Origin of the sequence: Comamonas serinivorans (assembly GCF_002158865.1) — a bacterium.
GTDB classification, from domain to species: Bacteria; Pseudomonadota; Gammaproteobacteria; order Burkholderiales; family Burkholderiaceae_C; genus Comamonas_E; species Comamonas_E serinivorans.
Genome location: NZ_CP021455.1, coordinates 1,859,163 through 1,882,498, shown reverse-complemented (window position 1 = coordinate 1,882,498; position 23,336 = coordinate 1,859,163). Strand labels below are relative to the sequence as shown.

Genomic DNA, 23,336 nt, shown 5'->3' with positions numbered 1-23,336 from the left:
CGCGGCCATGAGTACACCTACCTTCAAGACCGTCGCCGTGATCGGCGCCGGGGCCATGGGCCGCGGCATCGCACAAATCGCCACCCAATCGGGCAGCCAGGTGCTGCTGTACGACACCAACGCTGCCCAGGTCGAGCAGGCCCGCCAGTCCATCCTCGGTCAGTGGGACAAGATGGCCGCCAAGGGCAAGCTGACGGCCGAGCAGGCCGAAGCCAACAAGCAACGCCTGCAGCCGGCCGCCGAGCTGGCCGCGCTGAAGGAGTGCGACCTGGTGGTCGAGGCCATCATCGAGCGCCTGGACATCAAGAAGAGCCTGTTCAGCGACCTGGAAGGCATCGTGCGCCAGGACGCGGTGCTGGTCACCAACACCTCGTCGCTGTCGGTCACGGCCATCGCCAACGGCGCCAAGCACCCGGCCCGCATCGCCGGCTACCACTTCTTCAACCCCGTGCCGCTGATGAAGGTGGTCGAGGTCATCGCCGGCCTGGAAACCGAGCCGGCGGTGTGCGAGCGCCTGATGGCCTACGCCAAGGAGATGGGCCACACCGGCGTGATGGCCAGCGACACGCCCGGCTTCATCGTCAACCACGCCGGCCGCGGCTACGGCACCGAAGCCCTGCGCGTGCTGGGCGAAAGCGTGACCGATGCCGTCACGGTGGACCGCATCCTGCGCGACCAGGTCGGCTTCAAGATGGGCCCGTTCGAGCTGTTCGACCTCACCGGCCTGGACATCTCTCACTACGTGATGGAGTCCATCTACAACCAGTATTACGACGAAGCCCGCTACCGCCCCAGCGCGCTGGCCGCCCAGCGTGTGGCCGGCGGCGTGTTCGGCCGCAAGGTGGGCAAGGGCTTCTACGCCTACCCCGAAGGCGTGCAGCAGGTGCCGGCCGAAGCCGCCGCTCCGCAGGTCGCCAACCTGCCGCCGGTGTGGGTGTCCACCCACGCCGCACGGCGCGCCGAGCTGCTGCAGCTGCTGAAGGACCTGGGCGCCAAGATCGAGACGGGCCAATCGCCCTCGTCCGAAGCCCTGACCCTCGTCGCCCCGCTGGGCCTGGACGTGACCACCGTCACGGTGCTGGAGCGCCTGGACCCGGCCCGCACCGTCGGCATCGACATGCTGGTGGAGGACGCCGCCACCAAGCGCCGCGTGATCGCCACCAACCCGGCCACGCGCACCGACATGCGTGACGCGGCCCATGCCCTGTTCGCCAAGGACGGCAAGCCGGTCAGCGTGATCCGCGACTCGGGCGGCTTCGTGACCCAGCGCGTGGTGGCCAACATCGTCAACATCGCCACCGACATCTGCCAGCAAAGCGTGTGCAGCCCGCAAGACCTGGAAACCGCCGTCACGCTGGGCCTGGGCTACCCCGTGGGCCCGCTGGCCCTGGGCGACAAACTGGGCCCGGCCAACATCCTCGAGGTGCTGATGAACCTGCAAATGGTCTACGGCGACCAGCGCTACCGCCCCAGCCCGTGGCTGCGCCGCCGCGCCGCCATCGGCCTGTCGCTGCTGCAGACCGAAGACTGAGGCCGGCCAACCGGGCCACGCGCCCGTTTGGTCTGAGACCGCACATGCAGCCCGCCTGGCATCGCCCGGCGGGCTTTTTCGTGGGTCGCCGGCAGGGTCGCCAGCACCGGGTCCTGGCTGCGCTGGGCAAAGCGCATGCCCTCCTCGGGGTCAGCCGGCGTTCTCGGCGCTGGCCGATGCCCTGCGTGCTGGCCCTGCCCGGCTGTCAATCCGGGCAGCCTGCGGACCAACCACCTGAGAGACCCAGCGGTCATCAGCCAGCGCGCGGCAAGCCGGCGTGCCACAATTTCGGCCCAGCTTTCGCATCACCATGGACAGCATCCGCATCGACAAGTGGCTGTGGGCAGCGCGCTTTTACAAGACGCGCGCCCTGGCCGTAGAACACATCGACAAAGGCCGCGTGCTCATCAACGGCGCGCCGTGCAAGCCCGCGCGCGACGTCAAGCCGGGCGATCTGGTTCGCGTGACCCAGGGCCAGGTCATCCGGGACGTGCAGGTGCTGGGCATCAGCGCCATGCGCGGCCCCGCGCCCGTCGCCCAGGCCTTGTACGCCGAGACGCCAGACAGCGTGCGCCAGCGCGAAGCCGCCGCCACGGCGCGCCGCCTGGCGCCCGAACCGGCCGACACCCTGAACCACGGCCGCCCCACCAAGCGCGATCGGCGTGCGCTGCAGGAGGCCCGCAACTGGAACGACCGCTGGAGCGCGTCCTTAGACGACTGAGTCCACCCCGTCGGCCGCGACGGCCTCGTTGAGCGACCGCCGCAGACGCCAGCACGCGATGAAGCGCCGCATGCAGACCCGGCATGGCGACCCCGGCGGCGGCCCGGCATGAAGCATGGGTCTGCAACACCCGGTCGAACGCACGGGTGCCTTGGCAAGGCCGTGGCCATGCCCTGCCCTGCCCGCATCGCGTACAGGCAGGTTGATGCAGCGCGATCGCCGTCATTCAAGAGAGTATCCAGCGATTTCCGATGAACCATCAACGGAAACATCTGCATACTCTGTCAATTTCTCAGGCGAAATCGCCACACGAAGGCGGGCATGCCGGCGTGCGGCGTGCCCTCGCGCGGGGCGATGCCACGCAGCAGCACGAGCCTGCGTCCTCGCGGTGCACCCTTCGGCGCCGGTCAGGCCTTGAATGATGTCCAGCCGCCAACTCAGCGCGGCGGCCTGACCATGCGGCAGGTGGTGGGCATGGACGCCTCGTCCGGCGACAGCTCCTTGACCACGCGGAAGCCGTAGCCCGAGCCTTCGACGTCCACCGTCACGCCAGGCGCACCCAGCTTGTCCATCACCCCCACCACGATGGGTTGCTGGAACTGGTGATCCGCCGCGCGCATGGCGCCGGACCGGCCGGCCAGGCTGACCTTGGCCGTCTCCATCGCGTAGGCCACGGCGCCCGCCTCGGTGCGTCGCGCGCGTTCGATGGACTGCGCCAGGGCTTCGATGAGCAGCTGCATGCGCATGTGCACGTAGTCGTCTTCGGGGCGCGGGAAGCGGTCGCGGAAGGCGCGGTAGAACACGCGGCTGCCATGGTCGGGCATGTTGGGCAGCCAATCGGCCACGGCCACCACCTTGCCGATGCCGGCATCGCCAATGGCGGCCGGGGCACCCAGGGCATTGCCGTAGAAGGTGTAGAACCGGCCCTTGTAGCCGGCATCGCGGGCCGCCCGCACCAGCAGGGTCAGGTCGTTGCCCCAGTTGCCCGTCACCACGGCCTGCGCACCGCTGGCGACGATCTTGTTCGCGTACGGCAGGAAGTCCTTCACGCGGCCCACAGGGTGCAGCTCGTTGCCCACGACCTGCACATCGGGCCGGCGCTTGGCCAGCTCGGCCTGCGCCTGCCGCAGCACGGCCTGGCCAAAGCTGTAGTCCTGACCGATCAGGTACACCTGCTTGAGCTCCTGGTCCTGCTCCATCACCTGCATGAGCGCGGCCAGGCGCATGTCCGAATGCGCGTCGAAGCGGAAGTGCCAGAAGCTGCAGCCCTCGTTGGTGAACGAGGGCTCGACCGCCGAGTAGTTGAGGAACAGCATGCGGTGCTTGGGGTCGCGCCGGTTGTGCTTGTCCACCGCCTGAATCAGCGCCGCCGCAATCGCCGACGAATTGCCCTGGGCGATGTATTCGATGCCGGCGTCTGCTGCGCCTTGCATGGCGGCCAATGCTTCCTCGACCTGGCCTTTGCTGTCAAAGCGCACGATTTGCAGCCTGCGCGCGCCACCCGGCAGCTTCACGCCGCCGCGTGCGTTCACGCGCTCCGTGGCCCACAGCAGGTTGCGGTAGACCGCCTCGCCCGTGTTGGCGAAGGGGCCGCTCAGGCTCTCGATCAGGGCCACGCGAATCGGCTTGGCCTCGGCCGGTTTGCCCCGGCTGGCTTGCGCCCAAGCGGGTTGCACCAGTCCTGTACCGAGGCTGAGGGCCATGCCCAGGGCAAGGCGACGAGGGATGTGAGAGGTCATGAAATACGCCATGGACTGAGGCGCCAACGTGGCGCCTCTTCAATGAAAAAATAGGGCTCGCAGCACGTCTACCTGCCGCAGCAGCGATCTGGCACAAGCTGGTGGCGGGAAAGCGGCACCTGAGCGCCCCTTCACTGCGCCTGAACGTCGGCCGCGCCGGACTGCGCCCCCGAAGCCGCTTCGGCAGGTGCCGGCGCAGATGCGGCAGGTGCAGCGGCTGCAGGCACAGCGGGCGCCGAAGCGGCTTGCGCCGGCGCCGCCTGCACGGGCACCAGCACCATCATGGTGGCGCTGCCAGGCGGCACCACGGGCGCGGCGACCGTGGTCTGGCCCGATGCGGCCGCCGCGGGGCTGGCACCGGCCTTCTTGTCATCGGGCTTGGCCGCATCGGTGTCGTCCAGCGTGGCAAAGGGGTCCAGGTGCCGCTCCATCAGGTCAAACAGGCGCTGGTACATCTGGTGGTTGTTCACCGTTTCGCTGGCGATCTTGACCAGGGTGTCGTAGTCGCCCTGCACCGGCAAGGACACCGAGCCCACGCCGCCCACGCCCAGCGAGGCCGAGGACTTGACCTTGCGCAGGCCGTACTGGTCCTGCACCCCGTTGGCAAAGGCTTCCGTCACGCGCCGGTCGACCCCTTCGCCGGCACACACGACGCGGAACTCGAGCTCGACGTGGCGGTCGGCCTGGGGCTGGAACAGCTTGCGCCCCCGCACGTAGTCGGCCTTGGCCTCGTTGATGATGTACCCCTGGCTCAGCAGCGCACGCCGGGCCGCTTCACAGGTCACCCCGGGTGGCTGGCTGAAGCGCCGGGTGTGGGTGTCTTTGGATGAAAACGCTTCGGGCTGGTAATTGAGCAGGGCTGCGGGCGTGGTGCCCAAGCCGGCGCAGCCGGCCAGACTGAGGGCGCACAGCCCGGCCATCACAATGCGGTGTTGCATGACTTCCTCAAACTTCAAGCGGCGGCCGCAATCGCATCCAGCGGCCAGCGGGGCTTCACGTCGAACGCATAGCGCTTGATCGGGGTATCCACACCCGCCGCAATGCGCATGCCGGCCGCCATCGCAATCATGGCGCCATTGTCGGTGCACAAGGCCAACTCGGGGTAATGCACGCGCACCCCACGACGGGCACAGGCCAGGTTCAGCGCTTCGCGCAGGGCGCGGTTGGCGCCCACGCCGCCGGCCACCACCAGGCGCTGGTCACCGGTCTGCCGCAGCGCGGCCAACGACTTCTTCAGCAACACCTCGACGATGGCCGCCTGGGTCGATGCAGCCAGATCGGCACGCGCCTGCGCCAGGGCCGCTTCGTCGGTCGGCAGCTTCTTGCTCTGCACCAGCACCGCCGTCTTCAGGCCGGCAAACGAAAAATCCAGGCCATGCGAATGCAGCAGCGGCCGCGGCAAGGCAAAGGCCTGGGCGTTGCCCTGCTCCGCCAGACGCGAGAGCGCGGGGCCGCCGGGATACCCCAGGCCCAGCAGCTTGGCCGACTTGTCGAAGGCCTCGCCGGCGGCATCGTCGATGGTCTCGCCCAGCAGCTCGTACTGCCCCACGCCGACCACGCGCATCAGCTGGGTGTGCCCACCCGACACCAGCAGCGCCACGAAGGGGAACTCCGGCGGATCGGCGCTCAGGAACGGCGACAGCAGATGGCCTTCGAGGTGATGCACGCCCAGCACGGGGACGCCCAGCGAGGCCCCCAACGCGCAGGCCACGCCGGCCCCCACCAGCAAGGCGCCGGCCAGCCCCGGCCCACGCGTGTAGGCCACGCAATCGATGTCACGGGTGGCCAGGCCGGCCTCGGCCAGCACCTGCTCGGTCAACGGCAACACGCGGCGGATGTGGTCTCGGCTCGCCAGCTCGGGCACCACACCGCCGTACTCGGCATGCATGCGCATCTGGGTGTGCAGGCCGTGGGCCAACAAACGGGGCCAGCCGACGGCCTGCGTCTGCACCAGGGCCACGCCCGTTTCGTCGCACGACGACTCGATGCCAAGGATTCGCAATGGGGCCGGAGAAGACATGGTCCTTTGAGAGTTCAATCCAGACAGCAGCGGAGTATCTGCCAATGGCAGATCATATGACAACGGCACTTAAGCCGTACTCCCTGTGGTCATCACCAGGCGCGCATCGCGATCAACGCCGAGACACAGACGGCTTGAAGGCTGGCACAGGCAGGCCGCACAACCCGAACGAGGGATAGAAGGCAGGAAGAAACGGAGGGAATCGGTGCCCCTGGGCCGTTCGGCACAGCATCCGAGCCAGGCGACGCTTGACGGAGCCGCATTCTATGTCGCGCTTGCGCAGGGGCCGGCACCCTGCCCCCGCTGCCCTGGCTCGCGTCAGGGCCAAGCCATCCGCGGATGCCACCGACGTTCAAGAGTGTGGCGCCCACGGCCCACGGCCCATGGCACCCCCGTCATGGTTGAACAGCGACGGACACGCACCGCAGCGCGCTGTGGTCGGCTTCACCCCATCGATGTCTTGGATCTGTGGACTGGGTCAGAGCGCTGTGCCCCTCGGTGGGCAGCCTGTCTTCCCAGAAAAAGCGGCGGCGCACGGGCCGGGAAAGTTGTCATGCAGCTGCTGGCCGGCGAACAATCGGGCTCCTTCCATCCACGCCACGCGAACTGCGTGGCCCCAAAGCAAAACGCGCCAGGCTTTGACAGCACTGGCGCGTTTCTTTATCTGGGGTGGCTGATGGGACTCGAACCCACGACGACCAGAATCACAATCTGGGACTCTACCAACTGAGCTACAGCCACCGGAAAGATGAGAGTATAACCTATTTATTGGCGTTTGTGAGCGCTGTTTGCTTTTTGGGGTCAGCTTCGTGGATCTTCACCTTGAAGCGGTCCTTGAGCATGTTGTAGTACGCGTCCATCTCGGCGCGGCTCCAGCCCATGGCGTACTGCTGTTCGGCCTGCTTTTGCGCCTCAGCCGGCAGCACCTCGGGCGCCGTGACCTTGTTCACCCGCAGGATGGCCGAGCCTTGCGGACCCAGGTCCACCACGCTGAATGCCGGCAGTTGCCGAGTGGAAGCGCGCAGCGCGGCTTCCACGATGGGCGTAGGCACCTCGCCCGCCTTGTCGCGCGCCACATCCACGGCCGGCAGCCAGGCGAGCGACTGAGGCGACTTACGCGCGGCCTCCAGCTGCACCTTGGCCGCCTCTTGCGCCAGCTTGGCGCTTTGCTCGGTCACATAGAGCTTCTTCAGCGGTTCCTGCACGTCGGCCAGGCTTTCGGTGTGTGCGGCCACGTACTTGCTCACGCGCGCCACCACCACGGTGGAGGGCGCCACTGCCACGGGCTGGGTGTTGCCTTTGTTGCGGGCCACGTCGTCGGCAAAGATGGCACTGATCAGCTCGGCATTGCCCAGCGCCTGCGGCACCTGCGGCGGCTGCACCCGGTCGTGCACCAGGCCGGCGGCCGTCTTGATCGGCAGCTTGAACGCGTCCGCAATCGGCTTGAGGCTGTCGCGCTGCTCGAAGGCCAGCTTGCCCATTTCGTCGGCGGTGCTGGTGAAGGTCTTTTGGGCCTGTTCGGTCCGGTACTGGTCTTCCAGCTTGGCACGCACTGTTTCGAACGCCGGCGCCTCGCTGGGCTTGATGTCGGTGAGCTGCACGATGTCGAAGCCGAAGTCGGCATCGATCACGGCGCTGATGTCGCCCTTGTTCTTAAGCGCGAATGCGGCCTTGCTGATGTCGTCGACCACGGCGGCATTCTGGGCGCTGAAAAAGCCCAGGTCGCCGCCCTGCTCAGCCGAAGCGGCGTCCTGCGACTCGCGCTTGGCCACATCGCCGAAGCTGGCCGGGTTCTTCAGCAGCTCGGCGTGGATCGCATCGGCCTTGGCGCGCGCCTTGGCCCGCTCGTCGGCCGGCATGTCCTTGGGCGCCTCGATGAGGATGTGGCTGGCGCGGCGCTGCTCCGCCTCACCCAGGCTGGCCTTGTTCGACTCGTAGTACGTCTTGAGGTCCGCCTCGGACACCGTGACGCTGGCCTTGAGGGCGTCCAGCGTCAGCTCGACGTACTCGATGTCGGCCGATTCGGGACGCTTGAACATGGCCTCATTCTTTTTGTAGTATGCCTCGAGGTCCGTTGGTTTTACATCGACCTTGGCAGCATACTCCTCAGGCTTGAGCAGCACATACTGGATGTTGCGGGCTTGGCGGAAGGCGTTCAGGGTGACATCGGCCTGGGCAGGCACGGCAAAGCCGCTGCCCACGACACCGAGCATGACCTGCTGGGCCGACAGCTGCTGGCGCACACCGGCCTCGAACATTTCAGGCGTCATGTTCTGGCGCGCCAGCATCTGCGCGTAGGCCTCCATGTTCAGCTTGCCATCGGCGCCACGCAGGCTGGCGATGGTTGGGTCTTGCGACAGGTAGGTGGCCACCTGGGCGTTGCCCACGATCAGGTGTGCGTTGCGCGCCGCGGCCGCCAGCACCTGTTCGCGCACCAGCTGTTCCAGCGTCGCGTACTTGATCTCCGGGGAGTCGAGCAAGGCCGGATCCACATCGGGATTCTGGGCCCGCAGGCGCATGGCGGCCTGGCGATTGGCCTCGTCCCACTCTAACTGGTTGATCTTGTGGCCATCGACCACCGCCACGGCTTTTTGCTTGTCATTGAACTGGGTGTAGCCCTCAATGCCAAAGAAGACGAACGACGGGACGATCAACAACACCAGCAAACCCATCAGGATCTTGGTGTGGTTGCGAAACAAATCAAACATGGATCAACTTTCCCAGGTCACAAAAAAGGCTTGGATTTCTCCAAGCCCTTGTCTCCATTGGCTTCTCTGACCGGTGTGGACCCGGGCCTGCACGTGGCGTCATGAGCCCCATGGCATCAGGACCTTGCAGGCGCAGGCCAATCACCGGATGAACCAATGACGGCTTTTCGCAACCCCGGATTTTGACATAGGCGCGATTTCTCCCTGTCGGCGCCCAGTACAGCCAGATCATCCCTCACGCGCTCTGCGCCGAAGCGGACTTACGCCGAGCATCGGACCACGTGCCGACCAGCTGGCATCATGCCGCCATGGCACTGCGCCCTCCCTGCACCAAGACAGCCTGAACACACCCATGGTGACCGCACACGTTTTCATCGCCACCAGCCTCGATGGCTTCATCGCCCGCCCCGATGGGGACATCGACTGGCTGTTGGAACACGACGACCCCGCCGAAGACCACGGCTACGACGCCTTCATCGCCGACAAGGACGCCATCGTGATGGGGCGCGGCACCTTTGAAAAGGTGGCAACGCTGAGCCCATGGCCGTATGCCCTGCCTGTGCTGGTGCTGTCGGCGCAACTGGCCGGCACTGCAGCGCCGGCGTCTTTGGCGGGCCAGGTGAGCTTCTCCAACAGCTCGCCCCGAGAAGCGCTGGCACAACTGGCACGCGAAGGGGCGCGCCGGGTCTACGTCGACGGTGGGCAGGTGGTGCAGTCGTTCCTGCGCGAGGGTCTGCTGACCGACCTGGTGATCACCACCGTGCCCGTCTTGATTGGCGCAGGCCGACCGCTGTTTGGCGAGCTGGCGAAGGACACGGAATTGACCCTGGTGGCCAGCCGCAGCTTTCCGTCTGGCTTGGTGCAGTCCACGTACCGACTCGGCTGACCTCAACGTCCCACCTGACCACCGCGAAGTGGCTGCCATTTAAAACAACCATGAAAAAAGCCCTTGGAATCCTCCAAGGGCTTGATAATGCTGACAATTTTTTGGTGGGTGCTGACGGGGTCGAACCGCCGACCTACGCCTTGTAAGGGCGCCGCTCTACCAACTGAGCTAAGCACCCCACCTGGATGTCAAATCCTCAATTCAGAGCATCTTTGAGCGCCTTGCCGGGGCGGAACTTGGGCACCTTGGCCGCCTTGATCTTGATCGGCGTGTTGGTCTTGGGGTTGCGGCCCATGCGAGCGGCGCGCTTGCCGACTGCGAAAGTACCAAAGCCAACCAGAGAGACGGTGCCGCCCTTCTTCAGGGTGGCCTTGACCGCGCCGATCGTGGCATCCAGGGCGCGCGTGGCGGCAGCCTTGGAGATGTCAGCGTTGTTGGCGATGTGCTCAATCAGTTCGGTTTTGTTCACGAGATCCCCTCTAGGTAACAGTGATCGTGTTGGTCTGGAACGGTACGAAGTCAGGACGGATGCTGGATGCTGCGTATCCGCTTCAACCCATCGGCAGCAAAATGGCTGCGCTCAAAAATTAAATCCAAGCGCGACTGCAGCGTCAATGGGGATTCACAGTGACTCACCGTCAAAGTTTGGATTCTAGTCGCATTTGCGCAATGTTCATCAGGCCTGTAGGCCGAAAGTACCGCAAAAGCCACGCCAGGCCTGAATGCCCATTGAATGGGTCATCCTCACTTGACGCTGGCCACCAAGTCTGCAATCGCCTTGCCGACGTCCTGCGTGGTGGCCGTGCCACCGAGGTCGGGCGTGCGAGGCGCGTCCTGGCCGGCGGCCAGCAGCTGCTCGATGGCCGCCAGCACCGCGTCGTGCGCCGCCTTGTGCCCCAGGAACTCCAGCATCATCGCGCCACACCAGATTTGCCCGATGGGGTTGGCAATGCCCCGACCCGCGATGTCGGGCGCCGAGCCATGCACGGGCTCGAACAGCGACGGCATGGTGCGATCCGGGTTCAGGTTGGCGCTGGGCGCAATGCCGATGGTGCCGGTGCAGGCCGGCCCCAGGTCGCTGAGGATGTCGCCGAACAGGTTGCTCGCCACGACCACATCGAAGAAGTCGGGACGCTGCACGAAGTGGGCCGTGAGGATGTCGATGTGGAACTTGTCGACGTTGACCGAGGGGTAGGCCTTGGCCATCTCGGCCACCCGCTCATCCCAGTACGGCATGGTGATGGCGATGCCGTTCGACTTGGTGGCGCTGGTCAGGTGCTGTTTGGGCCGTGACTGGGCGAGTTCAAACGCGAACTTGAGCACCCGGTCCACGCCATGGCGGCTCATGATGGTTTCCTGCATCACCAGCTCGCGCGGCGTGCCTTCGAACATGCGTCCGCCCACGGCGGAGTACTCGCCCTCGGTGTTCTCGCGCACGATGTACATGTCGATTTCGCCAGGCGCGCGCGGCGTGCCATCGCGTCGCACCACGGGCGCCACCACACCAGGCATCAGCCGCGCCGGCCGCAGGTTGACGTACTGGTCAAATTCGCGTCGGAACAGCAGCAACGACCCCCACAGCGACACATGGTCGGCGATCTTCTCCGGCCACCCCACCGCGCCAAAGTAAATCGCCTCGTGGCCCCCGATCTGGGTTTTCCAGTCGTCGGGCAGCATCTTGCCGTGCCGCTCGCAGTAAGCCCAGCTCGAAAAATCAAAGTGATCGAACTGCAGCGAGATGCCGAATCGACGCGCGGCGGCGTCCATCACCCGGATGCCTTCCGGCATGACCTCCTGGCCAATGCCGTCCCCGGCCACGACGGCGATGCGGTGCTTGCTCATGTGTTTTTCCCTCAGTGACGCGCATGCGTGCAGCGCGCCCGGCTCACTCGGTCGGGCCCAGCAGGGCTGGCGCCCGAAACCAGCGGATCTTAGAAGATCGGCCGCAGCCCGCCTGTCGTTCCGGCACACCGGCGTCAGCGCGCCAAGTCGGGCCGCCGGATGCGGCAACGGCCCGCGCAGCGCACGGCGAGCAGGCCGCCTGGGCCAAGCCCATCCCCCGAGCCCTAAAATGCAACGCCCGTCATGCGCCGCGCTTCATCCGAGCGTGACGGGACAACCTCTTTGCACGCCATGAATCCACGTCAGATCTTCGTCACCACCGCTTTGCCGTATGCCAACGGCCCGTTCCACGTCGGCCACATGCTGGAGTACATCCAGGCCGACACCTGGGTGCGGTTCCAGCGAATGATGGGGGCGCAGGTCAACTTCGTGGGCGCCGACGATGCGCACGGCGCACCCATCATGATCGCGGCCGAAAAAGCCGGCAAAACGCCCGAGCAGTTCGTGGCCGACATCGCCGCGGGTCGCAAGCAGTACCTCGATGGCTTCCACATCGCCTTCGACAACTGGCACTCCACGCACAGCCCCGAGAACACCGAGCTGGCCCAGACCATCTACCGCGACCTCAAGGCCGCCGGCCTGATCGAAGTGCGCAGCGTCGAACAGTTCTTCGACCCTGAAAAGGGCATGTTCCTGCCCGACCGCTACATCAAGGGCGAATGCCCGCGCTGCCACAGCAAGGACCAGTACGGCGACAACTGCGAGGTGTGCAGCTCGGTCTATGCGCCAACCGACCTGATCAACCCCTACTCCACGCTGACCGGCGCCAAGCCCGTGCTCAAGAGCTCGGACCACTTCTTCTTCAAGCTGTCCGACCCGCGCTGCGTGAGCTTCCTCGAGAACTGGACACAGAACGGCCAGCACGTGCAGGCCGAGGTGGCCCGCAAGATCAAGGAATGGTTCGGCACCCGCACCAACCCCGATGGCAGCACGAGCGAAGGCCTGGGCGACTGGGACATCAGCCGCGACGCGCCCTACTTCGGCATCGACATCCCCGATGCACCGGGCAAGTACTTCTACGTGTGGCTGGATGCGCCCGTGGGCTACCTCGCCTCGCTGAAGAACCTGCTCACCCGGCGCGGCGAGGACTACGCCGCCTACATGGCCAACCCGAACCTGGAACAGGTGCACTTCATCGGCAAGGACATCATCACCTTCCACACGCTGTTCTGGCCCGCCATGCTCAAGTTCAGCGGCCGCAAGACGCCCGACAAGGTCTGCGTGCACGGCTTCCTCACCGTCAACAACGGCGAGAAGATGAGCAAGAGCCGCGGCACCGGCCTGGACCCGCTCAAGTACCTGAAGCTGGGCATGAACCCGGAGTGGCTGCGCTACTACCTGGCCGCCAAGCTCAATGGCAAGAACGAAGACATCGACTTCACGGCCGAAGACTTCATGGCCCGCGTCAATGCCGACCTGATCGGCAAGTACGTGAACATCGCCTCGCGTGCCGCGGGCTTCCTGAGCAAGCGTTTCGACGGCAAGCTCGGTGAAGTGCCGCCCGATGGCCGTGACCTGCTCGACGCGATCGCCGCCATGCGCACCGCCATCGCCCAGCACTACGAAGACCGCGACACCGCCCGTGCCGTGCGCGAGACCATGGCCCTGGCCGACCGCGTCAACGCCTACGTCGACGCCAACAAGCCCTGGGACCTGGCCAAGCAGCCCGAGCACAGCGCCCGCCTGCAAGAGGTGTGCACGGTCTGCATCGAAGCCTTCCGCCTGCTGACCATTTACCTCAAGCCCATCCTGCCCCAGCTGGCGGCCGAGGTCGCGCATTTCCTCATCGTGCCGCCCGAACAGTTCGGCGATGCAGCCCGGCTGCTGGGCCCGGACCATCAGATCGGCGACTACAAGCACCTGATGCAGCGCGTCGACATCAAGCAGCTCGACGCGCTGTTCGAAGCGCCCGCCGGCAGCGCCGCAGCCCAGCCTGCTGCACCGGCCAAGGCCAAGAAGGTCGACAAAAAGGCCGCCCCCGTGGTGGACCCCAACGCGCCCGGTGGCGAGCCGCTGGCCGAAACCATCGCCATCGACGACTTCGCCAAGATCGACCTGCGCATCGCCAAGATCCTGGCCTGCACGGCCGTCGAAGGCTCGACCAAATTGCTGCAGCTCACGCTCGATGTGGGCGAGAAGGACGACGCCGGCCAACCGCGGACGCGCAACGTGTTCAGCGGCATCGCCAGCATGTACGCCCCCGAGCAGCTGGTCGGCAAGCTCACCGTGCTGGTCGCCAACCTCGCCCCGCGCAAGATGAAGTTCGGCCTCAGCGAGGGCATGGTGCTGGCCGCCAGCCATGCCGACGAAGCCGCCCAGCCCGGCATCTACGTGCTCGAACCCTTCCCAGGTGCCCAGCCTGGCATGCGCATTCATTGAGGTATAGGCCTGCTCCCGTTAGTGATTCAACGGGAACAGTCTCATACCCCATGAAGCCCGCTTTTTCTCGGATGGGGTCAGGCCGGCTTCTGGATTCAAGCGCCGTCGGCCTGCAACCCCCTCGATCAGCTGCCGGGACAGGCCGTTGTGGTTCTGCCCCCCGCGCCGTGCTCGCAGCCCGATCCATCGCGTGCCTGGGTCAGGCCCCGCTGCCCCAGGCTGCCGACGCAACCCGCACCGCAACCCCGTCGGCACCCTCACGTGCCTCCGCAAGGCAACGATCCCCGGAGTCCTGGCTTCGACCCGGGGCCCGGCATGGCGTAGGCCTGGGCCAGGCGTGCGCCGCGCGTCGCGGGTGTAGCGACGCCGGGGCTCAGCCAGGCATCCGCAGCGTCAAAGCACCGGGCAACGTCAAAGCATCCCCGCGCCGCGTCACGGCCACACCAGCAGCGCACGGAAGTCGTTCACATTGGTGTGCGTGGGCCCGGGCGTCACCAGGTCACCCAGCTGGCCGAAAAAGCCGTGGCTGTCGTGATCGGCCAGCGCCTGTGACAACGACGCCCCCACGGCCGCTGCGCGCGCGAGGCTGTCGGGCGTGACCACCGCCCCCGCGCTGGGGCTGCTGCCGTCGATGCCGTCGGTGTCGGCGGCCAGCGCCCACACCGGCAACGGCCCGCCGTCCGCGTCCTGGATGGCAGCGATGTGCTGCAAGCGGTCGATCACACCCAGGCAGAACTCACCCGCACGCCCCCCCAGGGGCGGATGCCGGGCGCCATCCATCGGTGCCACCTCCCGCAGAGCCGCACCCGCGTGCGCCCCATCCGGCTGAGCTGGCCGGGCCACGTCAGGCTGAGCCACACTCGGCTGGGCCGCGCCAACCGCCGGTTGCGCCCGGGGCACATCCCGCGACACGCGCACCGTGGCCTCGCCGCCGCTGAGGATCAGGCAAGGCTGCGGCCGGTCTGCGGGCCACTCCGCCGACGCGGCGACACCAAGCGCCTGCCCTGCCAAGGTGCTGCGCCCCTGCAGCACGGCCAGCGCCAAATCGGCCTGCAGGGCGCCCAGCACCCTGGCCTCGCCCTCCAGCGCATCGCCCAGCACCTGCACCGGCCAGCCGCGCTCGCGCGCCAGCCGGGCCGCGGCCTGCAAAGACTGCCAGGGCGTGGCGATCAGCTGCACGCGGTCGTGCGGCCGCAGCGCCGGCCAGTCGCACGGCTTGGGGGTTTCCAGCTCGCCGCGCAGCAGCGCCTGGCGCACCCCAGCGGGCAGCACATGGCCCTGGGCATCGAGCACGGCCAGGGCCTGTGCGCAGGTGCTGGGGTCGGCAACCGTGGGCCCGCTGGCGATGACCGCCGGCGCATCGCCGGGCACGTCGCTGATCAGCAGGCTGTACACCGGCGCGCCACTGGCCAGGGCCAGGCGCCCGCCGTGGGCCAGCGACACGTGCTTGCGCACCGTGTTCATGGCCGAGATGGGCAGGCCCGAGGTCAGCAGCGCCTGCACCATCGCCTGCAGGGCCGGCACATCCAGGCCGGGCACGGGCGTCATCAGCAGCGCCGATCCGCCACCCGAAATCAGCGCGATGACGAGGTCGTCCGGCCCCGTGCCGCGCACCAACTCCAGCATGCGCCGGCCCGCAGCGGCGCTGCGGGCATCGGGCACGGGGTGAGCGGCTTCCAGCACCTCGATGCGTGGCGTGGGCAAGCCAGCTGGCCGCGGTGGCGTGTGGCCGTCGCGCGTGACCACGCAGCCGCTGAGGGGCGCATCCACGGGCCATGCGGCCTCAAGGGCCTGGGCCATGGCACCCGCGGCCTTGCCCGCGCCCACCACCACCGTGCGCCCCACCGGCGGCGGCGGCAGGTGCGCGGCCAGCACGCGCGCGGGCTGGGCCGCCGCCACGGCGGCGTTGAAGCAATCGCGCAGCAAGGCGCGGGCGATGGCGTCCCGCTCGGCCAGGCCGGTGGGTTGACGAGGCGAATCCGCTGGCATGCGAGCGAGTATGACACCTTTGCCTTTGTTTTGCGAACGGCAAGGGACTCATACTCCACATCAATTGATCACCCAGTTGGGCTTGCCGACGCGGTGCAGCACTCCGCGCGAAGGCAGATTCGCGGCCAGATTTTGAGGCGGGGCTTGGCCTTGGCCGCACCCCACACATCCTGAACTGCCCAGGCGTCGGAATCGCTGACCTCGACACACCTGCGGCCACACAGCTGGCCCATCCGCCCCCGGGGCCGTGGATGCGGCTGCGCAGCCGACGGATCGCGTGCAGCGACCATGTCACCTTCGACCAGTCGGCCGCGCCCATGCGGCCCTGGAGCCGTGCGGCGTCTGCACCGCCTCACTGCGCCAACGCTCGATCAAGGCTTGGCCGCTGTCACACCCGGGGTCCAGAGCAAGGTTTCGTGCACGGGCTGGCCAGCCTGCAGATGAACCTGACGCGTCACGGTGTTGCCTTCGAAGGTCGCCGTCACGGTGTTGCCTTCGAAGGTCGCCGTCACGGTGTAGCGCCCCGGGCGCAGCTGCGCCAACAGCAAGGGGCCCTGCGCCGTGATGGTCAGCACGGGTTGGCCCTGTGCGTCGGCGATGCGGACCCGCACGTCGACCGCGAAGGCATGGGCCTCGCCATCGCGCACTGCGAACGCCAGCGTCAGCGGCCAATCCTTGGCCGCCTCGCGCAGCGCGCGGGACTCGTCGGTGCCGATGCCGCCCGACAGGTAACGCACGCCGCCTTGAACCTGCTCGGGCGGCAAGGCGCCCACAGCTGACCCGGCCGAGGCCGGGTGTGCGGCCGGGCCCGCATGAGGTGCCGCACGCACCCACGGAGGTGTACCCAGCAAGATGGCGAGCACGCTGCTGGCCAGCAGGGCCTTTTGAGACAGGCGATGGGGATTCGGGTTCATGACAGGCTCCTTGGATTCATGTGAACGGCCAGGCGCGTCGGCCCCGAGGCCCGCTGTGCACGGGCCCCGGCACGACCATGGTGCCCGGCCACCAAGGCACTGGTGCGGCTCGGGCGAGCTGGCGAGAACCTGGTCTGGGTCGCCAGCGCGCCGAGCCGCCTGCCGATCGGGGCATCAGCCCAGCCGCACCGGAACGAAGATCTGCTGCCCGTCGCGCGAGATCAGCAAAGCCACCGACTTGGGCGAGCCCGCCACGATGTCGCGCACCTGGTCCACGCTGCGCACGCCCTTGCCGTTGACCGACACCAGCACGTCGCCGGGTTGCACGCCGGCCATGGCGGCCGGGCCGCTGACCTGTTGCACCACCAGGCCCGCGGTGCCGGCGGCCTGTTGCTCCTGGGGCGTCAGGTCGCGCAGGGCCAGGCCCAGCTTGCCTTGGCTCGCCCCGTCGGCCTGCGCGGTGGCACTGCCTTTGGCCTGGGCGCCGCCCAGCGTCACGTTCAGCGATTCGGACTTGCCCTGGCGGATGACATCGAGCTTGGCCTGGGTGCCCGGCATGCCCATGCCAACCAGGGCGGGCAGATCGCCGGACGCCACGATGGGCTGGCCGTTGTAGCGCGTGATCACGTCGCCCGACTTCAGGCCGGCCTTCTCGGCCGGGCTGCCGGCCTCGACGTTGGCCACCAGCGCGCCTTCGGGCTTGGGCAGGTTGAAGGAATCGGCCAACGCCTGGTTCACCTCCTGCACCGTAACGCCCAGGCGGGCATGCTCCACCTTGCCGGTCTTGACGATCTGGTCCTTGACCTGGCTGGCCACCTCGATCGGGATGGCGAACGACAGGCCTTGGTAACCGCCCGAGCGGCTGTAGATCTGCGAGTTGATGCCCACGACTTCGCCGCGCGCGTTGAACAGCGGGCCGCCCGAGTTGCCGGGGTTCACGGCCACGTCGGTCTGCAGGAAGGGCACATAGCTTTCATCGGGCAGCGAACGGCCCTTGGCACTGACCACGCCGGCCGTCACCGAGTTCTCGAAGCCAAAGGGCGAGCCGATGGCCAGCACCCATTCGCCCACCTGCAGGTCCTGGCTGCTGCCCAGCTTCACCACAGGCAGGTCCTTGGCCTCGATCTTCAGCACGGCGATGTCGGTCTTGGTGTCCGAGCCCAGCACCTTGGCCTTGAACTCGCGGCGGTCCGTCAGTTTGACGTTCACGTCGCTGGCACCACGCACCACGTGGGCGTTGGTCAAGATGAGGCCATCGTGGCTCACGATGAAGCCCGAGCCCTCGCCGGCCACGGGCACCTCGGCCGCGCCGCCGCGCCCGCCCCCGAGACCGGGCATGCCCGGCATGCCGAACTGGCGCATGAACTCGCGCAGCTGCGGCGGCAGGCCTTGCAGCTCGTTGTCGCGTGCAGGGGCGGCCTCGTCGTCGTCACCGGCGGTGTCCGACACTTTGCGCATGCCGCGCACGCTGATGTTGACCACGGCGGCGCCGTTCTCACGCGTGATGGCGGCAAAGCTGGGCAGGGTCTGCGCTGGCGCGGCCGGGGCCGCCAGCGCGGGCTGCACCGTTTGCGCCCGGGCCGGCTCCGACAGGTCGATGCGGTTGAATGCCGTGGCACCCACGCCGCCCAACACGCCAGCCGCCAGCAAGGCCAGGATCAGCTTCTTGCTGCCCAGAGAATCCGAGAGATTGGATGTACGGTGTGTCATGACGTCCTCATGAAAAATCGATGGCATGGGACGCAATGTCGTATCGCAGGCTTAAGGCTTGCTTAGCCCCCTCACTCGCCAGGCGATGTGCGGGCCAACGCGGTGGTCTCAGAAGGTGTAGCGCAGGTTGAAGCGGATGTCCCGCGGTGTACCCCAGGTCACGCCACTGTAGAAGCCCACGCGCGAGTAGTACTTCTTGTCGAGCACGTTGTTGATGTTGAGGCTGGCCGACAGGTTCTGGCTGAACTGGTAGTGCGCCGACAGGTTCAGCAACCAGAACGCGTTCTGCACGATGCGACGCGACTCGGTGATGGCGCGGCCATCGGCCCCGGTCTGACCGGTGGGCACGCCGTTGACGTTGGCGTAGGTCATGCTTTGCCAGCTCAGGCCGCCACCCAGCGTGAGGCGGCTCCAGTCGCCCGGCAGGCGGTAGGTGGTGCGCAGGCGCAGCGTGTTGCGCGGCAGGTGCGGGTTGATCGCCTGGCCATCCTTGTTCTTCATCTGCACATGCGTGAAGCCGGCCGCCAGGTTCCAGTCGCGGTTGACCGCACCCTGCACCTCCAGCTCGATGCCCTGCATGCGGTTGCCCTTGCCGGTGCTGCGGTAGGCCGCTTCCTCGGTGCCGGGAATCACGCGGTAGCCGCCATTGTTGTAGCCCGCGGGCGGGTTCGCCGGGTCAAACGTGCCGGGCTGCAGCGCGCCGGAGTCGTCGATTTCGGCCTCGTTGTCCTTGATGCTGCGGAACACCGCCACCGAGGCATTCAGGGCCTTGTCGAAGAACTCACCCTTGAGGCCCAGCTCGTAGTGCTTGCCATTGACGGGGTCGAGGTAGTTGCCGTTGAAGTCGCGGTAGTTCTGCGGCTTGAAGACGTCGGTGTAGCTGGCGTAGGCCGTCAGGTTCCGGTTCACGTCGTAGAGCATGCTGAGGTAGGGCGTCACGACGTTCTTGTTGCGGTAGCCGGTGCGGTTGTACTGGCCGGTGGCATTGACGTAGGTCCAGGCATCCTGCGACCAGTCGCTCAGGCGCGCGCCCACCACCATGGACAAGGGGTCGGTGATGGCGAGGCGGCTCGACACGTAGAACGCCGACTGCTTGCCCTTGGTGCGGCTCGAGTCATAGCCCAGGTAGTTGCGCGTGTACTCGGGCACGATGCCGTCCCAGTTCCGCCAATCGGGGATGTCGGTGAAGAAGTCGGCGGGCAGCACATCGGTGCCCGCGAGCGAGTGCTGCGTGTAGGTCTGGTGGTGGTAGCCGAAATTGACCTGATGCTCGCGGCCCAGCAGCTTGAAGCGGCCCTTGAGGTCCAGGTCCCAGGTCGCGCCATCGGCATGGTGGTCGCCGCCGCCATACCAGGCCGACTTGCCGGTGCCATCGGCATTCGGGAAGTAACCGGCGCCGCCGAACCAGCGCATGCCGTAGCCTTTTTGCTTGTCGTCGGTGTAGGACAGGCGCAGGCCCCAGTCGTCGCTGAACTGGTGGTCCACGCGCAAGAAGGACTGCTGCTCCTTCAGGTTCCAGCGGCTCCAGCGCGCCGCCGGGTTGAACGAGCGCGGCACGTTGGCCAGCGAGCCATCCGAGAGCCAGTAATGCACCGTGCCCCAGCTGGCGCCGGCGTTGTCGGGGTCCTGGTGGGTGTAGCCCGCTGTCACCGTGGTGCGCTCGCCCAGGTCGGCCTGCAGCACCCCGTAGAACACCTGCTTGTCCGTGGTGTACCAATCGCGGAACGAATCGGCTTTTTGCTTGACGGCCACCACCCGGCCGCGGATCTTGCCGTCGAACGCCAACGGCCCGCTCAGGTCGATCTCGCCCCGGCGGTTGTTCCAGCTGCCCAGCGTCACGCCGGCGCTGCCGGCAAAGGTGTAGGTGGGCATCTTGCGCACCTGGTTGAGGGTGCCGCTGGGGTCGCCCGCACCGATGGTCTGGCCGGCCGCGCCGCGCAGCACCTCGATGCGGTCGTACAGCGCCGGATCGGTGGCCAGGCGCGTGTAGCCGTTGGCGTAGTTCACGTTGACGCCATCGACCTGGTAGGTGCTGATCGAGTAGCCGCGCGACACGTAGTTGACGCGCTCGCTGTCCGTCACGCTCACCACCACGCCCGTGACGTCGCCCATGACCTCATGCAGGTTCTGCGCCCCCATGTCGTCCAGGCGCTGGCGCGTGATCACGGTGACCGACTGCGGCGTCTCGCGCAGCGACAGGTCAAGCTTGCTGGCGGTGGAGGTTGCGCGGATGCCATAGGACCGCGTGCCCTCGCTCACCGGACTGCTGCGGTCGGCCTGCGCCGACACCGTCACCACGGGCAAGGTGTCGGCGGCCGCGCCGCCTGCGGGGCTGGCCTGGGACGGGTGCTGCGGCACGCGGCTCAGGGTGTAGCTGCCGTTGGCCGCACGCACGGCCTGCAGGTCCTGGCCACGCAGCAGCTCGGCAAACCCTTCGGAGACCGTGTAGCTGCCCGACAAGCCCGGGCTGCGCAGGCCCTGCAGCACGCTGGCATCCACCGTGAGTTCGACACCCGCGGCGCCCGCAAATGCGTTGAGGGCCTGCCCCAGCGTGCCGGCAGGCACGTTGTAGCTGTGCCGCACCGCGCCCGGCTGCGCCGCCGACTGCGCATGGGCAGGCGGGATGGACAGGCTCAGCAGGCCCGCCGTCAAACCGGTCAACAACACCAGGCGCACGGCCGCCGCCGTGTGGCTGTGGGCAAACAACGGCTGGGCCACCGCGTGAGGTCGCCGGTGGCCGGCGCGGGCTGGGGAATGGCGTGTCGCCATGCGGATTCCTTTCAAAGCGGAAGATGAAATGGGCTGTCATTTGTCTTCCGAACGAAACCGCCAAACCCTCAACCCCAAATTGCTTCAAGTTGAAACACCTCAGCACTGCCCGATGCCAGACTGCAGCGCATGCCGTGTGCAACGTGTGATGGAGTATGGTTTTCTTCTCGTTTCATGGTCATCGGTAATGCAGTCATACTGCTGGTCATGTCCAGTCCACTTGGCCTGCCTGAGCCGAGAGGTGATGCATGGCCAGGCCGAGCAGGAAAACGCCTGGTTCCCAGCGCTGCTCGATGGCCGGCAAACCCTGCAGCCTGTCGGGAAGCTGTAGCGCGCTCCATGGCGCAGGGCGACGCGACGCCGCGCGGTTGGCTGGGCTTATGGGGGTCGGCCATTCACCGGGGCGCTGGGTTGCGTCCCCCTGCCGCTGCCCTGCCCTGGCTGCCCGCAGACCCCGGTGGGGGACCGCGCTGCAGGGGTTCAGCGACGCCGCAGCCTTCCGACCCGGCGCAGCCCGCTTCAACCGGCGGCAGGTTGCACCGTCACCCAGTACCGCGTGCGCAACACCACCGCCACGGGCAAGGCCAGCACCAGGTTGTGCAGGGCCCGATCCGTGTCGCGCAGCGGAAAAACGCCGCTGACCCGCAAGCCGGCAACCCGAGGGTCACAGCGCAGCAGGCCGGCCCGGTAACGGCCGATTTCAGCCAGCACCTCGTCCAGGCGCATGTCATCCGCCACCAGCACCCCGCGCGTCCAGGCCGTGGCGCTCTCGGTTGCCGGCACCGCGGCCGCGACGCTGTCGGCCGAGAACGAGGCGCCCTGCCCCGCCCGCAGGCGAACCGGGGCACCGTGCGCATGGACGGGCCGCACGTCCACGGCCCCCTCGAACACCTGCACCTGCGCGCGATCCGGATGCAGGCGGACGGTGAAGCGCGTGCCCAGCGCTTCCACCGTGCCCTGGGGGCTGCGCACCCGCAAAGGCCGGGCCACGACCGCCGGATCGGGCGACGTGGTCACCAGCACCTCGCCCGCGTGCAGCACGAGCAAGCGCTCGTGCGCGTCGAAGCGCACGTCGAGGGCAGCGCCCGACGCCAGCACCACCTGGCTGCCGTCCGGCAGCACGACTTCGCGCACCTCGCCCGTCCCTGTGCGGTGGCCAGCCAGCGCGGCCTGCCAGGCCTCGGTGCCGCGCGCGACCCAGGCCGTGCCCCCCACCACCGCCGTCAGCGCCACCACCTGCATGGCGCGGCGCCGGTTCACATAGGCCTGGGGTGCCGGCTCGCGCAGCGCATGGCGGGCGATGCCGCCCGGCACGCTGTGGAGCTTGTCGTCGAAGGCCTGCAGGCGATGCCAGGCCAGCTCATGGTGCGGGTGGGCGGCGCGCCAGCGGGCACAGGCCGAGCGCTCGGCGTCCGTCGCATCGTCGGCCCACAGCCGCGCCATCCACACCGCCGCCTGCTGCGCGATGGCGGGATCGACGGTCTCCTGGCCATCAACCACGGGAAACCGCATGGTGCGTGCGTCAGTGCCGGGGGCCATGCAGCGCGCCGTAGCAGGCCAGCAAGCCCGCCGCGATGTACTTCTCGACCGACGACACCGACACCCGCAGCGCGGTCGCGATGTCGCGGTACGCCAGGCCCTCCAGCCGGTTCATCAGCAATGCCTGCCGCGCCTTGGCCGGCAGACTCTGCAAGGCGGCATCGATCTCGATGAGGGCCTCGACCGCCAGCGCGCGCGTCTCTTCAGACGGCGCCACGGGCTCGGGCAGCAGTGCCAGGGCTTCGAGGTAGGCCATCTCGATCTGGCGCCTGCGGTACAGGTCGATCACCAGCCCGTTGGCGATCTGGGTCAGGTGGCGCCGCGATTCGCCGGCGGGCGGCACCCGTCCGGTGCGCATCAGCTGCAGGTAGACGTCGTGCGCCAGGTCGGCGGCATCGAAGGCGTTGCCCAGCTTGCGGCGCAGCAGGCCACGCAACCACCCATGGTGGTCGGTGTACAGCACCTCGACGCGCTGCGAAAGCGCCAGCTCAGCGGTTCCCACGATGCCCTTCCTCGTCCCTCCCAGAGC

The 23,336-nt window shown here is 67.5% G+C and carries 16 protein-coding genes and 2 tRNA genes; 4 read left to right on the top strand and 14 right to left on the bottom strand.

Annotation, left to right across the window (positions count from 1 at the left end):
* The first annotated feature begins 7 nt into the window (after positions 1 to 7).
* Both CCO03_RS07980 and CCO03_RS07975 read left to right on the top strand, forming a co-directional pair.
* Positions 8 to 1,531, top strand: a complete 1,524-nt coding sequence (locus CCO03_RS07980; RefSeq protein ID WP_087279541.1) for a 3-hydroxyacyl-CoA dehydrogenase — start codon at positions 8 to 10, stop codon at positions 1,529 to 1,531.
* Between the two features lie 310 nt (positions 1,532 to 1,841).
* Complete coding sequence (locus tag CCO03_RS07975; protein WP_087284417.1) at positions 1,842 to 2,252, top strand: RNA-binding S4 domain-containing protein; 411 nt, start codon at positions 1,842 to 1,844, stop codon at positions 2,250 to 2,252.
* 437 nt (positions 2,253 to 2,689) lie between these two features.
* On the opposite strand, the gene CCO03_RS07970 is transcribed toward CCO03_RS07975, so the two are convergent.
* The 5 genes from CCO03_RS07970 to CCO03_RS07950 all read right to left on the bottom strand — a co-directional run bounded on the left by CCO03_RS07970 (position 2,690) and on the right by CCO03_RS07950 (position 8,719).
* Entirely contained in the window at positions 2,690 to 3,991 is a 1,302-nt protein-coding gene (locus tag CCO03_RS07970; protein WP_087284413.1) for a branched-chain amino acid ABC transporter substrate-binding protein, read from the bottom strand.
* 131 nt (positions 3,992 to 4,122) lie between these two features.
* Complete coding sequence (locus CCO03_RS07965; RefSeq protein WP_087279539.1) at positions 4,123 to 4,929, bottom strand: DUF2242 domain-containing protein; 807 nt, start codon at positions 4,927 to 4,929, stop codon at positions 4,123 to 4,125.
* Between the two features lie 14 nt (positions 4,930 to 4,943).
* Positions 4,944 to 6,011, bottom strand: coding sequence for a tRNA (adenosine(37)-N6)-threonylcarbamoyltransferase complex transferase subunit TsaD (gene tsaD, locus CCO03_RS07960; RefSeq protein WP_087279536.1), 1,068 nt, complete (start codon positions 6,009 to 6,011; stop codon positions 4,944 to 4,946).
* Between the two features lie 665 nt (positions 6,012 to 6,676).
* Positions 6,677 to 6,752 (bottom strand) — tRNA-His (locus tag CCO03_RS07955).
* A 20-nt stretch (positions 6,753 to 6,772) separates the two neighbouring features.
* Positions 6,773 to 8,719, bottom strand: a complete 1,947-nt coding sequence (locus tag CCO03_RS07950; protein WP_087279531.1) for a SurA N-terminal domain-containing protein — start codon at positions 8,717 to 8,719, stop codon at positions 6,773 to 6,775.
* A gap of 352 nt (positions 8,720 to 9,071) precedes the next feature.
* Between CCO03_RS07950 and CCO03_RS07945 the strand changes: the two genes are divergently transcribed.
* Positions 9,072 to 9,605 (top strand): dihydrofolate reductase family protein, encoded by a 534-nt coding sequence (locus tag CCO03_RS07945; RefSeq protein ID WP_087279527.1) that lies wholly within the window; start codon positions 9,072 to 9,074, stop codon positions 9,603 to 9,605.
* A gap of 102 nt (positions 9,606 to 9,707) precedes the next feature.
* On the opposite strand, the gene CCO03_RS07940 is transcribed toward CCO03_RS07945, so the two are convergent.
* From CCO03_RS07940 to CCO03_RS07930, 3 genes are all read right to left on the bottom strand, one after another.
* Positions 9,708 to 9,783 (bottom strand) — tRNA-Val (locus CCO03_RS07940).
* Between the two features lie 18 nt (positions 9,784 to 9,801).
* Positions 9,802 to 10,074 (bottom strand): HU family DNA-binding protein, encoded by a 273-nt coding sequence (locus tag CCO03_RS07935; protein WP_087279525.1) that lies wholly within the window; start codon positions 10,072 to 10,074, stop codon positions 9,802 to 9,804.
* Positions 10,075 to 10,349: 275 nt separating this feature from the next.
* Positions 10,350 to 11,447 carry a tartrate dehydrogenase gene (locus tag CCO03_RS07930; RefSeq protein ID WP_087279522.1) on the bottom strand — a complete coding sequence of 366 codons (1,098 nt, stop codon included), beginning with the start codon at positions 11,445 to 11,447 and terminating at the stop codon, positions 10,350 to 10,352.
* 291 nt (positions 11,448 to 11,738) lie between these two features.
* Between CCO03_RS07930 and metG the strand changes: the two genes are divergently transcribed.
* Positions 11,739 to 13,886, top strand: a complete 2,148-nt coding sequence (gene metG, locus CCO03_RS07925) for a methionine--tRNA ligase (protein WP_087279519.1) — start codon at positions 11,739 to 11,741, stop codon at positions 13,884 to 13,886.
* A 432-nt stretch (positions 13,887 to 14,318) separates the two neighbouring features.
* Here metG and CCO03_RS07920 read toward each other — a convergent pair whose 3' ends face one another.
* The 6 genes from CCO03_RS07920 to CCO03_RS07895 all read right to left on the bottom strand — a co-directional run bounded on the left by CCO03_RS07920 (position 14,319) and on the right by CCO03_RS07895 (position 23,309).
* Positions 14,319 to 15,875 carry a glycerate kinase type-2 family protein gene (locus CCO03_RS07920; protein ID WP_087279516.1) on the bottom strand — a complete coding sequence of 519 codons (1,557 nt, stop codon included), beginning with the start codon at positions 15,873 to 15,875 and terminating at the stop codon, positions 14,319 to 14,321.
* A gap of 371 nt (positions 15,876 to 16,246) precedes the next feature.
* Positions 16,247 to 16,789: a hypothetical protein gene (locus CCO03_RS07915; RefSeq protein ID WP_087279513.1), complete on the bottom strand. Its 543-nt coding sequence runs from the start codon at positions 16,787 to 16,789 to the stop codon at positions 16,247 to 16,249.
* Between the two features lie 174 nt (positions 16,790 to 16,963).
* Positions 16,964 to 18,499, bottom strand: coding sequence for a Do family serine endopeptidase (locus CCO03_RS07910; RefSeq protein ID WP_087279511.1), 1,536 nt, complete (start codon positions 18,497 to 18,499; stop codon positions 16,964 to 16,966).
* A gap of 108 nt (positions 18,500 to 18,607) precedes the next feature.
* Entirely contained in the window at positions 18,608 to 21,268 is a 2,661-nt protein-coding gene (locus CCO03_RS07905) for a TonB-dependent siderophore receptor (RefSeq protein WP_087279507.1), read from the bottom strand.
* 519 nt (positions 21,269 to 21,787) lie between these two features.
* Positions 21,788 to 22,780, bottom strand: coding sequence for a FecR domain-containing protein (locus tag CCO03_RS07900; protein ID WP_087284410.1), 993 nt, complete (start codon positions 22,778 to 22,780; stop codon positions 21,788 to 21,790).
* A 10-nt stretch (positions 22,781 to 22,790) separates the two neighbouring features.
* Positions 22,791 to 23,309, bottom strand: a complete 519-nt coding sequence (locus CCO03_RS07895) for a sigma-70 family RNA polymerase sigma factor (RefSeq protein WP_087279503.1) — start codon at positions 23,307 to 23,309, stop codon at positions 22,791 to 22,793.
* Positions 23,310 to 23,336 lie beyond the last annotated feature (27 nt).

Coding starts and splice junctions, on each gene's coding strand:
- CCO03_RS07970 (WP_087284413.1), bottom strand. CDS start 3,991: ATGACCTCTCACATCCCTCGTCGCCTTGCCCTGGGCATGGCCCTCAGC.
- CCO03_RS07980 (WP_087279541.1), top strand. CDS start 8: ATGAGTACACCTACCTTCAAGACCGTCGCCGTGATCGGCGCCGGGGCC.
- tsaD (WP_087279536.1), bottom strand. CDS start 6,011: ATGTCTTCTCCGGCCCCATTGCGAATCCTTGGCATCGAGTCGTCGTGC.
- CCO03_RS07950 (WP_087279531.1), bottom strand. CDS start 8,719: ATGTTTGATTTGTTTCGCAACCACACCAAGATCCTGATGGGTTTGCTG.
- CCO03_RS07905 (WP_087279507.1), bottom strand. CDS start 21,268: ATGGCGACACGCCATTCCCCAGCCCGCGCCGGCCACCGGCGACCTCAC.
- metG (WP_087279519.1), top strand. CDS start 11,739: ATGAATCCACGTCAGATCTTCGTCACCACCGCTTTGCCGTATGCCAAC.
- CCO03_RS07930 (WP_087279522.1), bottom strand. CDS start 11,447: ATGAGCAAGCACCGCATCGCCGTCGTGGCCGGGGACGGCATTGGCCAG.
- CCO03_RS07965 (WP_087279539.1), bottom strand. CDS start 4,929: ATGCAACACCGCATTGTGATGGCCGGGCTGTGCGCCCTCAGTCTGGCC.
- CCO03_RS07900 (WP_087284410.1), bottom strand. CDS start 22,780: ATGCGGTTTCCCGTGGTTGATGGCCAGGAGACCGTCGATCCCGCCATC.
- CCO03_RS07915 (WP_087279513.1), bottom strand. CDS start 16,789: ATGAACCCGAATCCCCATCGCCTGTCTCAAAAGGCCCTGCTGGCCAGC.
- CCO03_RS07975 (WP_087284417.1), top strand. CDS start 1,842: ATGGACAGCATCCGCATCGACAAGTGGCTGTGGGCAGCGCGCTTTTAC.
- CCO03_RS07910 (WP_087279511.1), bottom strand. CDS start 18,499: ATGACACACCGTACATCCAATCTCTCGGATTCTCTGGGCAGCAAGAAG.
- CCO03_RS07920 (WP_087279516.1), bottom strand. CDS start 15,875: ATGCCAGCGGATTCGCCTCGTCAACCCACCGGCCTGGCCGAGCGGGAC.
- CCO03_RS07945 (WP_087279527.1), top strand. CDS start 9,072: ATGGTGACCGCACACGTTTTCATCGCCACCAGCCTCGATGGCTTCATC.